Here is a 13,857-nt window from a genome sequence, read left to right on the forward strand (position 1 = left end):
GCTGTCTCAGCCGAAGGCCACCCCCCCCATCGGGGAGGGTCCGGGAGGGGATCATCCCCTCCCGGCCGCCGGAGGCATCTTCCTCTTCTCTTCCCTCTCCCACTCCTACGCCTTGGGCGCATCCATGGGGATGATCTTGCCGCCGCCGTAGCCGCGGTCGCCGGGGGGCATCTCGAAGACCGCGGTTGCCGGTTCGTACTTGAGGGTGGGCAGGTCGGCGCCGGGAGCCCAGGTGGCGAGCGTACGGGTGAGCCAGTCGCGGTCGTTGCGTTCGGGGAAGTCCTCGCGGGTGTGGGCGCCGCGCGATTCGGTGCGCTGCAAGGCGCCGTAGGCCACGCACAGGGCGAGCTTGACCATGCCTTCGATTTTGAGCGCCATGGTCAGTTCGGGGTTGGCGCCCTTGCCGTTGCTGCGCAGGCCGACCTTGCGGGCGCGGCCGAGGATCTCCTGGAGTTCGGCCACGCACTTCTCCAGGTCCTTGCCGTTTCTAAAGATGCCGGCGCCCTTCATGATGGAGTCGAACATGGCGTTGCGCACGGTGTAGGGGTTCTCGCTGCCGTTTTTGCAGGCGACGAGGTCAGCGATGCGGGCGGTCTGCTTGGCCATGGCGTCGCGCACGGCGGCGGTGGAGAAGGTCGTGTCCGTGCCTTTCAAGTATTCCACGATCTTGCCGCCGATGATCATGCCGGCGACCACGGTCTCGGCCAGGGAGTTGCCGCCCAGGCGGTTGAAGCCGTGCATGTCCCAGCAGGCGGATTCGCCGGCCGAGAACAGGCCGTTGAGGCCGTAGGCCGCGCCGTCCTTGTTGGTGCGCACGCCGCCCATGGAGTAGTGCTGGGTGGGGCGCACGGGGATGAGCTGGTGGACCGGGTCCACGCCCAGGAACGACTGGCAGATTTCATCCACTTCGCGCAGTTTGGTGCGGATGTGGTGTTCGCCGAGGTGGCGGATGTCGAGCCAAAGGTGGTCGCCGTAGGGCGAGGGTACGCCCAGGCCCTTGCGCATGTGCTCGGTCATGCGGCGGCTGACCACGTCGCGGGAGGCCAGCTCGGCCTTGTCCGGCTCGTAGTCGGGCATGAAGCGGTATTCGTTTTTATCGAGCAGGGTGCCGCCGTCGCCGCGGCAGCCTTCGGTGACCAGGATGTCCGTGGGCACGATGCCGGTCGGGTGGAACTGCACCGCCTCCATGTTGCCAAGGGACACCACGCCGGTGTCGAGGGCGGTGATCAGCCCGCCGCCGTCGCAAATGACGGCGTTGGTGGACTCGCGGTAGATGCGGCCGAACCCGCCGGTGGCAATCAGCGTCGCCCGGGCCAGGTAGGCGGTCAGTTCGCCGGTCTTGAGGCAGCGGGCGATGGCGCCCATGCAGGTGTCGCCGTCATGAATGAGCGCGATGGCCTCGACCTTGTCCACGACGTTGACGCCCATCTGGGCGGCCCGGTTGTCCAGGGTGTACAGGACGCAGTGGCCGGTGCCGTCGGAGGTGTAGCAGGTGCGCCACTTGGCCGTGCCGCCGAAGTTGCGCGAGTGGATCAGGCCCTCGTTTTCCGGCTTCTCGAAGGCGGTAAACGGCTTGCCGCCCTTGTAGTAGGTCTGTTCGCCCGGCACGACGCGGTTCCAGGGCACGCCCCAGAAAGCCATCTGGCGCATGGCGATGGGCGCGGCGTCGACGAACAGCCGGGCCACTTCCTGGTCGCAACCCCAGTCCGAGCCCTTGACCGTGTCGGCGAAATGGACGTCCGGGGAATCGCCCTCGCCCATGGCCGAGTTGCCGAGCGCCGCCTGCATGCCGCCCTGGGCGGCCGAGGAGTGGGAGCGCCTGGCCGGGACGATGGACAGGCAGATGACGGAAAAGCCGTTGTCGGCCGCCTCGATGGCCACGCGCTCGCCGGCAAGGCCCGCACCAATGCACAGAAGATCGGTCTGAATGATTTTCATGTGGTTGCGTCCTTATTTGATCGAGAGGAAGTAGTAGCGCAGCAGCGACAGCAGGCCGATGGCGATGAAGATGCCGGTCAGCAGGTTTTCCTTCTTCTTGATGGCCCAGCGGCCGGACCGGTCCACGAAGCCCCACTTGACCAGGATGCGGTAGAAGCCGATGCCGACGTGCAGCTCCACCATGGGGAGCAGGAAGAGGTAAAAGACGAACCAGAAGCCGGTCTGGATGCGGGCGGCCGATTTCTCGGCGGTAATGGGCAGGTTGGTCAGCACCACCCACATGTGGATGCCGCCCATGATGAGGATGCCCATGGCCGTGGTGGCCTGGACGATCCACAGCCAGGTGTCGGGGTGGCGCATGCGCTTGGCGTTGGAAAGCATCAGGCGCTGCTGGCCGGTGGCGAAGGGAATCTTGCGGGCGGCCAGGACGAAATGGAGCAGGAAGGCCAGGAAAATGAGCGGGCCGCCGACCTGCGCCATGTAGGTGGCCTCGAAGAACCAGGCCAGGGCATTCATGACGCCGGGGCCGAGCAGGATGCTCGACACCAGGATCAGGTGGCACCACATGAAAAGGATGAGCGCCGCGCCGGTGAGCATCTGCAGCCAGTCGAAATAGGCCGAAAGCTTGCCGACGGGCAGGCCCTCGTGGGTCGCCGTGCTGGGTACGGACATCGTTTCCCCTCCGTCCGGTTAGGGTTTGATGGATGCGGGCACAGTAGCAGTTTCCGAGGATTCTTCAAGGATAAGCATGTCTTCCGGGTCGTCGGCGTATTCGTCGTCGGCGCCGGAGAGCACGGCGGCCAGCTTGCGTTCGTCCAGGGCGTTTTCCCACTTGGCCACGACGATGGTGGCGATGCCGTTGCCGATCAGGTTGGTGATGGCCCGGGCCTCGGACATGAAGCGGTCGACGCCAAGGAGCAGGGTGAGCGAAGCCACCGGAATGGTGCCGACCGTCTGCAATGTGGCGGCCAGGGTGATGAAGCCGCCGCCGGTGACCGCGGCCGCGCCCTTGGAGGTGAGGAGCAGGATGAAGAGCAGATAGAGCTGGTGGGAGATGTCCAGCGGCGTATTGGTGGCCTGGGCCAGGAACACGGCGGCCATGGTCAGGTAGATGCAGGTGCCGTCCAGGTTGAAGGAGTAGCCCATGGGCAGGCACAGGCCGACCACGGACTTGTCGGCGCCGGCGTTTTCCAGCTTGGCCATCATGCGGGGCAGGGCGGCTTCGGAAGAGGAGGTGCCGAGCACCAGCAGGATCTCTTCCTTGATGTAGCACAGGTAGCGCCACAGGGAGAATTTGGCCATGCGGCAGACCACGGCCAGGACCACGAAGATGAAAATGATGCAGGTCGTGTACACGCCGAGCATGAGGTAGAGGAGTTTGAACAGCGCTTCGGTGCCCTGGGAAGCCACGACGTAGGCCATGGCGCCGAAGGCGCCGAAGGGTGCGAAGTACATGATGTAGTGCACGACTTTGAACAGCCCTCGCGAGAACTCGTCGATGATCTTGACGAAATTCTTGGCCTTCTCGCCCAGGTTGGCCAGGCCGACGCCGAAAAGGATGGAGAAAAAGAGCACTTGCAGGATTTCGCCCTTGGCAAAGGCGTCGACCACGGAGGTGGGCACGATGTTCATGAGGAAGTCCACGGTGGACATCTTCTTGGCCTTGCCGGCGAAGTCCTCGACCTTGGCGATTTCCTTCTGGTTGGACTGCATCTTGGCGGCGTAGTCGTCCATGCCGGAGCCCGGCTTGTAGAGGTTGACGACCACGAGGCCAATGGCCAAGGCAAACAGGGTCATGGTCCAGAAATAGAGCATGCACTTGATGCCGACGCGGCCGACTTTCCCCATGTCGCCCATCTTGGCGATGCCGGTGACCACGGTGCAGAAGATGATCGGGGCGATGATCATCTTGACCATGCGGATAAAGGCGGTGCCAAACGGCTGCATGGATTCGGCAAAGCCCTTGGTGGCCGGAACGAGCCCCAGGACGATGCCGGCGACGATGCCGAAGATGACCCAGAAATACAAAGACTTGTAGATCGCTTTGTGGCCGCTCATGGGAAAGTGCTCCTTGGTTGCGCACCCGGCGGTCGGCATGTCCGCCGGATTGGTTTGTCGCCCTGGGGGCGTTGCCGCTGCCGCCCGGGCGCCGCTGCCGTCGGCGCGCCCGTGTGGCGCTGTCCAGCGTGGTCAGGCGAACCACGCCGTTAGCAGGGCTAAAGGCAATGAACGTGCCAATATATTGAGAATATGTAATGAAATAAAAGCGTATTATTACAATGAGATATCTCGGCACAAAAGACGCGCCAAGAAGAGTGTGGGGCATTGTGTGGGGCGTTAGTGCCACAGGTGTGGCGTAAATATGTGGCGTACGCCACAGTGACGGTCACGAAAGACCCAGCCGCTCCATGTTGCGGTACAGCGTCCGCCGATCCACCCCGAGGCGACGGGCGGCCAGAGACCGGTTGCCGCCGGCCGCGGCCAGGGCCGCCCGGACAGCCTCCCGGGTCAGGCCGCCCCGGCGCGGCGCGGGCAGCGCCTCGGCCGCCGGGTAGGCTGGCGGGGCATGGAGTTCCGGCGGCAGGTGGCCGGGCAGCAGTTCGCCCTCGCGGCACAGCACGCAGGCATGCTCCATGGCGTACTTGAGCTCGCGCACGTTGCCCGGCCAGGGGTAGGCCATGAGGATGCCCATGGCTTCCTCGGACAGCCGGCTGATGGCCTTGCCGAAGCCGGCCGCGAAGTGGCGCAGGAAGTGCTCGGCCAGAAGCGGGATGTCCTCGGCCCGGTCGCGCAAGGGCGGCAGGCGCACCTCCACCACCTTGAGCCGGTAGTAGAGGTCGGCCCGGAAGCGCCCGGCCCGGATGCGCTCGGGCAGGTCCACGTTGGTGGCGGCGATGACCCGCACGTCGGCCTTGCGGGTCTTGGCCTCGCCCACCCGCTCGAACTCCTTGCTTTCCAGCACGCGCAAAAGCCCCAGTTGCAGGCGCGGCGAGATGTCGCCGATCTCGTCGAGGAAGATCGCCCCGCCCTGGGCCGCCTCGAACCGGCCGACCTTGTCCCGGATGGCCCCGGTGAAGGCGCCGCGCACGTGGCCGAACAGTTCGCTGCCGAGCAGTTCGTCGGAAAGCGCCGAGCAGTTGACCTTGACCAGGGGTTTTTTCGCGCGCGCCCCGCCGTAGTGGATGGCTTCGGCGGCCAGTTCCTTGCCCGTGCCGGATTCGCCGGTGACGAGCACGGTGGTGTCCACGTCGGCCAACTGGTCCAGGACCGAATAGATACCGCGCATGGCCTTGGACTTGCCGATCATGCCCCGGTGGCCGTGCAGGTCGGTCAGGCGTTTTTCCAGGTCGGCCAGGCGGGTGATGTCGCGGATGAGCAGCACCGCGCCGTTAAACCCCCCGGTTTCGCCGGTCAGCGGCATGGAGTTGATGACCACCACCCGCCCCGGGTTCTGGCCCTTGCATTCCACCCGGTATTCGATGACCGGCTTCTGGGTGGACAGCGTCTCGCGCAGCGCCGCGAAGCAGCCCCGGCGGCAGGCCCCGGCCACCACCTGCTGCCCGCCCGGCCCGGTCTTGATGTCGCCGACGAAGCAGACGTCGGTCAGGGCCCGGTTGGTGCGGATGACCCGCATGCGCGTGTCCACCACCACGATGGCGTCGGGGATGGCCCGGAAGACGGCCTCGAGGTTTAAGCGCAGGGATTCCTTTTCGGCCAGCAGCGCCCGCATGCCGGCCTCGGCCGTGACCCGTTCGGTCACGTCCTGGACCATGGGCATGAAGTAGAGCGGCCGGCCGGCCACGTCGCGGATCAGGCGCACCGACAGGTGCACCCAGACGATGCCGCCGTCGCCGCGCACGTAGCGCTTGTCGATCTCGTAGCGGTCGAACTCGCCGGCCAGCAGCCGCTCGGCCCAGGCGATGGTCGCCGGCCGGTCGTCGGGATGGGTGATGGCGACCATGGATTTTTCGAGCAGCTCGTTTTCGGCGTAGCCGGTGATGCGGCACAGCGCGTCGTTGACGCGCAGGAAGTGGTAGGAAAGCGACAGGATGCTCGCGCCGATGGGCGACTGGTCGAAGGTGCGGCGGAATTTCTCCTCGGATTCGCGCAGTACCGATTCGGCCTGTTTGCGGTCGGTCACGTCGCGCACGATCCACACGCCGTGGTCGGCGCCGCCCTTGTGGGAAAAGCCGCTGGCCGAGACCTCCAGGGGCACGGCCGCGCCACCGGCCCGGCGGCCGGTCAGTTCGCCGCGAAACCGCCGCGTGGCTGCAAGCGCCTCCAGGGCCCGGGCCAGGTCGCCGGTCGCGTCGTCGATGACGCCCCGAAGCCCGGACAGGATCAGTTCCGGCTCGGACAGGCCGAAGATGCGTTCCGTTTCCGGGTTGGCCGTGAGGATGGCCCCGTCCGGGCCGCACAGGATGACGCCGTCGATGCTGCCGGTGACGATGAGGCGGTAGCGCTCGAGGATGTCGTTGTAGGCTTCCTCGGCCCGCTTGCGGGCCGTGATGTCGATGTTGAGGCCTTCGATGTAGCGCACCGCCCCGGCCTCGTCGCGCACCACCCGGGCGGCCTGGGAGATCCATTTGACGGCCCCGTCCTTGCGGTAGAAGCGGGTTTCCAGGCCCGTGACCTGGCCGTTGCGGGCCAGCCCCTCCAGGAGCTTGTCCCGGTCGGCCGGGTCCACGTAGAGTTCCGAGCGCAGGTCGGTGAGCCGGGTGATCATGTCCTCGGGGCCGTCGTAGCCGAGGATGCGGGCCAGGGCCGGGTTGACGGCCAGGAAGCGGCCCTCGGGGCTGGACTGGAAGATGCCTTCCACGGCGTTGGTGAAAAAGCCCTCGTACTTGTCGAGCTCGCCGACGAGGCCGGTCAGGTCGGCCAGGCTGAAGACGTAGATGGGCTCCCCGGCCAGGCGCAGGGGCCGCTTGGACAGGAGAAACCAGCGCGGTCGGCCGTCGCCGTTTTCCCGGCGCAACAGCCGGCCCTGGCCGGCCGGGGGCTCGTGGACCGAGGCCGACAGGCGCAGGTCGCGCCAGTGCGGGGGCTTGGGGCCGGCAAGCTCCAGGTCGAGCAGCCGGCGGGCCTCGATGTCGGCCTCGACAACGAGCCCGTCGTCGTCGACCAGGACCACGCCGACGGTGACGGGATCGAGGCAGGGCATGGCCGGTCCGGCGGGCTAGCGGATGACCACGGTGGAGAGGGAATTCTTCGGCGAGCCGGAGATGATCTTGCGGCTGACGGCCAGATAGATCAGGGCCTTGCGCTTCTGGTCGAAGAAGCGGGTCACCTCGGTGTCCTTGAACAGCACCGAGGTCCCTTCGGAAAAGACCTTCTTTTTCTTGGGGAACTTCTCGGGCAACACCACGGCGCAGGTCTGCCGGCAGTCCAGGGAGAATTCCGACGGGTCCTCGGCCAGGCCCACGGCGCCGGAGATGCCGCCGGTGCGGGCCTGGCTCATGTAGCAGGTCACGCAGGGGACTTCCGGGTCGTCGAAGGCGTTGACGCAGACCTTGTGGTTGGCGCCCACGAGCTTCCATTCCGTGGTGACGCAGTCGATCTCCTCGGCCGGGGCGGCGGTCGCGGCGAGGAGGGTGGCCAGGGCGGCCAGGATGACCAGGGCGGCCAGGTTGGCCAGGTTGGCCAGCTTGGGCAGACGCGCGAAATGCATACGAACCTCGTGGTTGGTGTCGAACGGCCAAGGCCGCCAGCATACGAAAAAAGGGGCCGGCCCGCCAGGAAAAGCCGCCGCGGCCGCCCCGGGCCGGCAAAACCCCGGTCGCCGCCCTTCCCAAGCCGGGCCAAAGGAGGTTACCCTGCCGATGCACCACACCCTCGGAGAGCAACCATGATTCGCAAACGCGCCTTCGACGCCTTGCGCACCGACGTCATTGCCGTCGATGCCGGGGAGCCCCTGGACGCCGTGGCCGACAAGCTGCGGGAACATCTGGAAAAAAGCCCGGACATGGACGCCGTGGCCGTCATGCGTCGGGGGCGGTTCCTGGGCGTGGTGAGCCTGCGCACCCTGCTTGGCGACCTAAACGACTGCGCCCTGGAGGCCAGCCTGCGCACGAGCCTGGGTGACGACGATTTCGAGGAGACCTACCGCGAGGCCTGCCGCCACTGCATGACCCGCAAGGCCGGCGAGGCCGCCCGCCGCGACATCCCGCGCGTGGCCCCGTCCGATCCCCTGCACCTGGTCCTGGACGCCATGATCAAGGCCGACAGCCGTTTCGCCGCCGTGCTCGAAGGCGAACGCCTGCTCGGGTTCGTGCCCCTGGGCGAGATCTTTCGCGAACTGGGCCCGGAATGCCGGCCGGCGAAATAACCCGATAGCCTTTGGCCGCCGCAGCGCGGCGACCCGCCTCGCGGGGCATGGCCGCATGGCCGCAGGGCGGCTCGGAGGCCTGTCGTGGCAGCGGCGGCCGAGGCGGTCGCCGCTTTTCCCCGCAAGCAAGGGGGCAAAGGCCCGGCACAGCGGCAAGGCCCGACACATGGGGGCGCGCCGGGGGGAAACCCGGCCACGGTGGGAGCCGAGTGGGAAGCCGGCCCTATTTTCCGGCCAGGCCGGCGATCAGGCGCTTGACCAGGTCGGCCGGGTAGCGCCGGCCGTCGTCCAGGAGCTTTTTGGCCGCCACCAGCGGCTCCATGGCCTCGGCGTGGATGCGCTTGGTGATCATGGCGCAAAAGGAATCCACCACCCCGGCCAGCAGCCCCGTCTCGGAGATCCCCCCCACGGTCAGTTTCTGGGGATAGCCCGAGCCGTCCAGGCGCTCGTGGTGCTCGGCCACGCAACGCTCCATCTCCGGGAACTTGATGTCGAGGCGGGCCAGCATCTCGTAGCCGGACAGGGTGTGGCCGCGGATTTTCTGCATCTCATCGGGCAAAAGCGGCTTGGTCTTGTCCCGGATGAGCGCCGGCACCCGGGTCATGCCCAGGTCGTGCAGCAGCAGCCCCAGCACCAGCCGGTCAAGGCCCGTACGGGCGGTTCTCCCCTCGCGGAAGGTCGCCGGCTGGCCGCTCACGAACAGGTGCAGCCCGGTCAGGGCGCAGTTGACGGCGTGGGCGGCCAGGGTGTGCACGCCGTGCAGCCGCTTGGCCAGGGCCTTGGTCCGGTGGAAATCCTCCCAGACGTATTCGGTCAGCACCAGCGCGTCCTCGCGCACCTTGTCGAAGACAAGCCGCACCGGCTGGTCGAAAAAGGCCTCCATGCGCCGGGTCAGGGCGATCTGGAAGATGTCGGCGATCTCGGATTCGGTCAGGTGCTTGTCGAGCAGGACCAGGTCGAGCTGGTAGCTGATGTGCTTGACGTAGACGGCATGGTCGGCCCGGGAAACGAAAATGACGCCCTGGGACACCAGTTCCGCCAGTTCCAGGGTCTGTTCCTTGGTCAGGCGGTCCCCGACCTTGTAATATTGCGCCAGGCGGCCGACCGGCTCAAGGAAGCGGTAGATATTGAGCGGTGGGCGGAATTTGCTGAAGCTGTGCAGGATTTCGGGGTTTATCTGGTAGTACTCTTCCTCCAGCCCCGCCGGTATATCGATGGTCGTCCTGTCGCGCATGCTGTCCTTCCGCGAATCCGTGAACCTTCGTCGGCCCGAGTCGAATCGACCGGCGGGCCAATCCCGATAATTTTACCAGACTTTGTACCTCCTTACGGACTCCAGCCAATTCTGGCAAGACTTGGCTCCCACAAACCCGAGGCCGCGCCGGGCGATTGGTGCCCGGCCAGGCCGCGCCGCCGTCAGGCACCGGCCTCGTCCCACTTCCCGGTCCGGCCGGGGCGATCGACCCTTTGTCCCGCGATTCTGGGCGGATGGCTGTGGCCCTTGACCGGGATTGCCGGGCCTCGTGGTTTTGGCTTGACACCCCAGGGCTATTGATGGAGAAAATGTGGGAAAAGGTGGTAAGAAGTGGTGAGCCGCCGCATCGAGGGAACGTGTTTCGAGGGCATTCCTACCGCAGCCTGGACCCCAAGGGTCGCCTGATGCTGCCACCCGAGTACCGGGAGGAGGTCTTTCGTCACGTGCCCGACGGCCGGATCATGCTCACCAACAACTTCGACGGCGCCGTCAGCGGCTACCCCATGCCCGCCTGGGAGGAGGTGGAGGCAAGCTTCAAGGAGGGCAACAAGCTCGATCCGCGCATCCGGGACCTGGAACGCTTCCTCATCTCCGGGGCCATGGAAGTGACCGTGGACAAGCAGGGGCGCATCCTCATTCCGCCGTACCTGCGCAGCTTCGCCGACCTGGACAAGGAGCTGGTGCTGGCCGGGGTGGGGGAGAAGTTCGAAATCTGGAACCAGGGCAAGTTCGAGGAGCGCCGGCGGCAGGTGGGCCTGCGCATCGACGCCGACCTGGCGGCCTTGGCCGAACTGGGCGTTTCGATCAGGCTCTAGGCTCGGCTGATGTTGTCCGAACCCGTGCATGTCCCGGTCCTGCTCGACGAGGTCCTCGAGTATCTGGCCATCCGGCCGGGCATGAAAATTTTGGACGCCACGACAGGGCTTGGCGGGCACTGCCGGGGGATGCTCGAAGCGGCCGGGGGCGATGCCTGGCTGCTCGGGCTCGACAGGGACAGGGAGGCCCTGGACGAGGCCGGGCGGCGGTTGGAGGCATACGGCGAACGGGTGCGCCTGGTACGCGCGCCGTTTAGCCGGTTCCCGGCGGCCCTGGCCGAGGCGGGGTGGGAGAAGGTCGACGCGGCATTGCTGGACGCGGGGGTGTCCTCCTTGCAGCTCGACGACCCGGAGCGCGGCTTCGGGTTTACGCACGACGGCCCCCTGGACATGCGCATGGGGGCCGAGGACGGCGGCGAAAGCGCCGAAGGGCTGGTCAACCTGGCCTCCTTCGCCCGGTTGCGGGACCTCATCCGCGACTACGGCGAGGACCCGCAGGCCGGGCGGATCGCCCGGGCCATCGTCGCCGCCCGGGAAAAGGCCGCCATCACCACCACCGGCCGCCTGGCCGAGGTGGTGGCGGCGGCGTACCCGGCCAAATGGCGGGCCACGGCCAGGCAGCACCCGGCCACCCGCACGTTCCAGGCCTTGCGCATGGCGGTCAATGACGAGCTTGGGGAGTTGGAGGAGTTCTTGCGGGCCATTCCCGGTCATCTCGCCACAGGGGGGCGGGTGGCCGTCATCTCCTTCCATTCCCTGGAAGACAGGCTGGTCAAGCGGGCCTTTCGCCACGAGGCGACGGATTGCCTGTGCCCGCGCGAACAGATCGTGTGCGTGTGCGGCCACAAGGCCCGCCTGCGCATCCTGACCAAAAAGCCCGTCATGGCCGGGGAGGCCGAAGTGGCCGCCAATTCGCGGGCGCGAAGCGCCAAGCTGCGGGTGGCCGAGCGGCTGCCGGATTGATCGAGGATCGAGCGAAGGAGGGGAGATGGGCACGCTCTCGAGGGAATGGGCCATATCCATGGCGTTTAGCCTGGTCTTGCTGCTGGTCTTCGGCCTGGGGCTCGTGTGGCTCAATATCGAACGGGTTGACCTGGCCTACGAGCTCAACAAGATGCAGCGCCAGATCGACGAGATCGAGTCCCTGTCCGCCAAGCTCGAGGTGGAGCGCAACACGCTCATCACCCCGGGCCGGCTGCGCGAGGTGGCGCGCGAATACGGCCTCGGCCCGGCCCGGCCCGGCCAGATCCGCCGCGTGGCGGCTTCCGGCGAAATCGAGGCTTCGCCCCTGGTCGCCGCCGCGGAGGATGGCAAGGCCAAGGGCGGCGCCAAGGGCCCGTCCGAAACCCGCCCGGCCGGCGCCAAGGCGTCGGCCAAGTCCGCCGGTGCGCCCAAGGCCCCGTCCAAGGCGCCGGCCGAGGCGAAAGCGCCGGAAGCGGCTCCCACCAACTGATCGGGCAAGGGGAGGACATGCGCGCCGCAACCGCCGCCGACCGGCAACAGGCCACCGTCAGGGACTGGAGCCGGGTCAAGCTCACCTGTGTGGGCGTCTTTTTCTGTCTGGCCTGGCTGGGGCTGTGGTCCCGGGCCGGCTACCTCCAGATCGTGGCCGGGCCGGAGCTGGCCGAAAAGGCCATCAGGCAACACTTGGCCTCGGAAGTGGACAAGGGCGCCCGGGGCGAGATCTACGACCGGGGCGGCCGTCTTTTGGCCAAAAGCGTCGAATGCGAGGCCCTGTTCGTGCGGCCCAGGGAAGTGACCGACCCGGACAGGACGGCCGCGTTTCTGGCCAAGGTCCTGCGCATGAAGGAACAGCGCGTCCGGCAGAAGCTGACCAGCAACTCCTCCATGGTCTATCTGTCCTGGCGGGTCGGGGACCGCACCGCCGCCCGCATCCGGGAAGCGAGTCTGCCCGGGGTCTATTTCAGCAAGGAATACGCCCGGTTTTATCCCAACGGCCACCTGGCCAGCCAGTTGATGGGCTTTGTCGGCGTCGGCGACGTGGGCCTGGAGGGCATGGAAAAGGCCTTCGATACGCGCCTGACGGGCCGCCAGGCCAAGTACGTGGTCCAGCGCGACGCCTCGGGCCGCCGCTTCTTCTTCGATTCCCAGGGCCGGGAGCTGGCCGACATCAACGGCCACGGCGTGCGGCTGACCATCGACTCCCAGATCCAGTTTTTCGCCGAGGAGGAGCTGGAAAAAGCCGTCACGGCCAACAACGCCAAGGCCGGCACGGCCATCGTGGTCCACGTGCCCACGGGCGAGGTTCTGGCCATGGCCAACTACCCCTTCTTCAACCCCAACGTCGGCCGGGGCATCAGCCCCCGCGTCGCCCGCAACCACGCCGCCCTGGACGTGTTCGAGCCCGGCTCCACCATGAAGCCCCTGCTCGTGGCCGCCGCCCTCCAGGAGCGGGTGGTGAGGCCCACCTCGACGTTTAACTGCGAAAACGGCAAGTTCGCCTTCGCCAACCGCGTCATCAAGGACACCCACTCCTACGGCGTGCTGCCCGTCAACATGATCGTGCGGGTCTCGAGCAACATCGGCGCGGCCAAGATCGGCCTGCAGCTCGGTTCGCCGCGCCTGCACGCCTATTTCGAGAAGCTCGGCTTCGGCCGGCCCACCGGCCTGCCCATCTCCGGCGAGGGCAAGGGGCTTTTGCGGCCGCTCAAGGCCTGGTCGCCCCTGGACCTGGCCACCCAGTCCTTCGGCCAGGGCGTGGCCGTCACCCCGGCCCAGCTGGCCCAGGCCTTCCTGATCCTGGCCAACGACGGCGTCTACAAGCCCCTGCGGCTCGTGGCCGAACCCGAGGACGCCCAGGCCAAGCGCGCGCCCTACCGCGTCTTCGACGTCGATGTCAGCCGCACCGTCCAGCGCATGATGCGCGAGGTCGTCCACGAGGAGCACGGCACCGGCCGCACGGCCCGCATCCCGGGCCTGGAGATCGGCGGCAAGACCGGCACCGCCCAGAAGGCCGGCCCCCACGGCGGCTACGGCAACAAATACCTCGGCTCCTTCGTCTCCTTCGTGCCGGCCATTTCCCCGGAGTACATCGTCATGGTCATGGTTGACGAACCCGAACCGAGCCACTACGGCGGGGTCGTCGCCGCGCCGGCCGTGCGGGAGATCACCCTGCGCACGCTGTCCTACCTCGGCCGCATGCCCGAAAGCGTGCAGTTGGCCGACGGTGCCGCCGCCCCCGCCGTCCCGCCCGCGGCCTCGGCGACCCCGGCGGCCCGGGCCCAGGCCGACGCGTCCAAGGCCCTCTCGGTCGCCGACAAGGAGATCATGGAGATCGCCCAGTCGACGCCCACGGAAGTCAAGACCGTGGAGGTGCATGCCGTGCCGAACTTTTCCGGCATGCCCCTGCGCCGGGCCATTGAAATTCTCGTGCAAAAGGGCATTGTCCCGCGCCTGGAAGGCCAGGGGCTCATCGTGAACAAGCAGAGTCCGGCCCCGGGCGCGCCCTGGCCGGGCGACAACAAGAAAGAATTCGTGCTGTGGCTTTCCCGGCCCTCCTGAGG

General features: G+C 67.1%; 11 protein-coding genes. 5 read left to right on the top strand and 6 right to left on the bottom strand.

Annotation, left to right across the window (positions count from 1 at the left end):
- Nucleotides 1-105 precede the first annotated feature (105 nt).
- The 5 genes from ACP59X_RS07390 to ACP59X_RS07410 all read right to left on the bottom strand — a co-directional run bounded on the left by ACP59X_RS07390 (nucleotide 106) and on the right by ACP59X_RS07410 (nucleotide 7,606).
- Nucleotides 106-1,938 carry a fumarate reductase flavoprotein subunit gene (locus ACP59X_RS07390; RefSeq protein WP_428567134.1) on the bottom strand — a complete coding sequence of 611 codons (1,833 nt, stop codon included), beginning with the start codon at nucleotides 1,936-1,938 and terminating at the stop codon, nucleotides 106-108.
- Between the two features lie 12 nt (nucleotides 1,939-1,950).
- Nucleotides 1,951-2,610, bottom strand: coding sequence for a succinate dehydrogenase/fumarate reductase transmembrane subunit (locus ACP59X_RS07395; protein ID WP_428567137.1), 660 nt, complete (start codon nucleotides 2,608-2,610; stop codon nucleotides 1,951-1,953).
- Nucleotides 2,611-2,628: 18 nt separating this feature from the next.
- Complete coding sequence (dctA, locus tag ACP59X_RS07400; protein WP_428567139.1) at nucleotides 2,629-3,996, bottom strand: C4-dicarboxylate transporter DctA; 1,368 nt, start codon at nucleotides 3,994-3,996, stop codon at nucleotides 2,629-2,631.
- 328 nt (nucleotides 3,997-4,324) lie between these two features.
- Nucleotides 4,325-7,099, bottom strand: a complete 2,775-nt coding sequence (locus tag ACP59X_RS07405) for a PAS domain S-box protein (protein ID WP_428567143.1) — start codon at nucleotides 7,097-7,099, stop codon at nucleotides 4,325-4,327.
- Nucleotides 7,100-7,114: 15 nt separating this feature from the next.
- Complete coding sequence (locus ACP59X_RS07410; protein WP_428567146.1) at nucleotides 7,115-7,606, bottom strand: CreA family protein; 492 nt, start codon at nucleotides 7,604-7,606, stop codon at nucleotides 7,115-7,117.
- A gap of 177 nt (nucleotides 7,607-7,783) precedes the next feature.
- Here ACP59X_RS07410 and ACP59X_RS07415 point away from each other — a divergent pair, with 177 nt between their 5' ends.
- Nucleotides 7,784-8,263 carry a CBS domain-containing protein gene (locus tag ACP59X_RS07415; RefSeq protein ID WP_428567148.1) on the top strand — a complete coding sequence of 160 codons (480 nt, stop codon included), beginning with the start codon at nucleotides 7,784-7,786 and terminating at the stop codon, nucleotides 8,261-8,263.
- 223 nt (nucleotides 8,264-8,486) lie between these two features.
- On the opposite strand, the gene ACP59X_RS07420 is transcribed toward ACP59X_RS07415, so the two are convergent.
- Nucleotides 8,487-9,497, bottom strand: coding sequence for an HD-GYP domain-containing protein (locus tag ACP59X_RS07420; RefSeq protein ID WP_428567152.1), 1,011 nt, complete (start codon nucleotides 9,495-9,497; stop codon nucleotides 8,487-8,489).
- 377 nt (nucleotides 9,498-9,874) lie between these two features.
- On the opposite strand from ACP59X_RS07420, the gene mraZ reads away from it, so the two are divergent.
- Genes mraZ through ACP59X_RS07440 form a run of 4 tightly spaced genes read left to right on the top strand, consistent with a single transcriptional unit; the run spans nucleotide 9,875 to nucleotide 13,855 of the window.
- Nucleotides 9,875-10,333, top strand: coding sequence for a division/cell wall cluster transcriptional repressor MraZ (mraZ, locus tag ACP59X_RS07425; protein WP_428567155.1), 459 nt, complete (start codon nucleotides 9,875-9,877; stop codon nucleotides 10,331-10,333).
- Nucleotides 10,334-10,342: 9 nt separating this feature from the next.
- Nucleotides 10,343-11,296 (top strand): 16S rRNA (cytosine(1402)-N(4))-methyltransferase RsmH, encoded by a 954-nt coding sequence (gene rsmH / locus ACP59X_RS07430; RefSeq protein WP_428567158.1) that lies wholly within the window; start codon nucleotides 10,343-10,345, stop codon nucleotides 11,294-11,296.
- 25 nt (nucleotides 11,297-11,321) lie between these two features.
- Nucleotides 11,322-11,786: a hypothetical protein gene (locus ACP59X_RS07435; protein WP_428567161.1), complete on the top strand. Its 465-nt coding sequence runs from the start codon at nucleotides 11,322-11,324 to the stop codon at nucleotides 11,784-11,786.
- Between the two features lie 17 nt (nucleotides 11,787-11,803).
- Nucleotides 11,804-13,855 carry a penicillin-binding transpeptidase domain-containing protein gene (locus ACP59X_RS07440; protein WP_428567164.1) on the top strand — a complete coding sequence of 684 codons (2,052 nt, stop codon included), beginning with the start codon at nucleotides 11,804-11,806 and terminating at the stop codon, nucleotides 13,853-13,855.
- The last annotated feature ends 2 nt before the right edge of the window (nucleotides 13,856-13,857 follow it).

Origin of the sequence: Solidesulfovibrio sp. DCME, assembly GCF_049995385.1 — a bacterium.
GTDB lineage: Bacteria > Desulfobacterota > Desulfovibrionia > Desulfovibrionales > Desulfovibrionaceae > Solidesulfovibrio.

Excerpts from the sequence above, each read along its gene's own strand:
- ACP59X_RS07435 (WP_428567161.1), top strand. The coding sequence starts at position 11,322 with ATGGGCACGCTCTCGAGGGAATGGGCCATATCCATGGCGTTTAGCCTG.
- ACP59X_RS07395 (WP_428567137.1), bottom strand. The coding sequence starts at position 2,610 with ATGTCCGTACCCAGCACGGCGACCCACGAGGGCCTGCCCGTCGGCAAG.
- ACP59X_RS07440 (WP_428567164.1), top strand. The coding sequence starts at position 11,804 with ATGCGCGCCGCAACCGCCGCCGACCGGCAACAGGCCACCGTCAGGGAC.
- ACP59X_RS07415 (WP_428567148.1), top strand. The coding sequence starts at position 7,784 with ATGATTCGCAAACGCGCCTTCGACGCCTTGCGCACCGACGTCATTGCC.
- dctA (WP_428567139.1), bottom strand. The coding sequence starts at position 3,996 with ATGAGCGGCCACAAAGCGATCTACAAGTCTTTGTATTTCTGGGTCATC.
- ACP59X_RS07390 (WP_428567134.1), bottom strand. The coding sequence starts at position 1,938 with ATGAAAATCATTCAGACCGATCTTCTGTGCATTGGTGCGGGCCTTGCC.
- ACP59X_RS07410 (WP_428567146.1), bottom strand. The coding sequence starts at position 7,606 with ATGCATTTCGCGCGTCTGCCCAAGCTGGCCAACCTGGCCAACCTGGCC.
- ACP59X_RS07405 (WP_428567143.1), bottom strand. The coding sequence starts at position 7,099 with ATGCCCTGCCTCGATCCCGTCACCGTCGGCGTGGTCCTGGTCGACGAC.
- ACP59X_RS07420 (WP_428567152.1), bottom strand. The coding sequence starts at position 9,497 with ATGCGCGACAGGACGACCATCGATATACCGGCGGGGCTGGAGGAAGAG.
- rsmH (WP_428567158.1), top strand. The coding sequence starts at position 10,343 with ATGTTGTCCGAACCCGTGCATGTCCCGGTCCTGCTCGACGAGGTCCTC.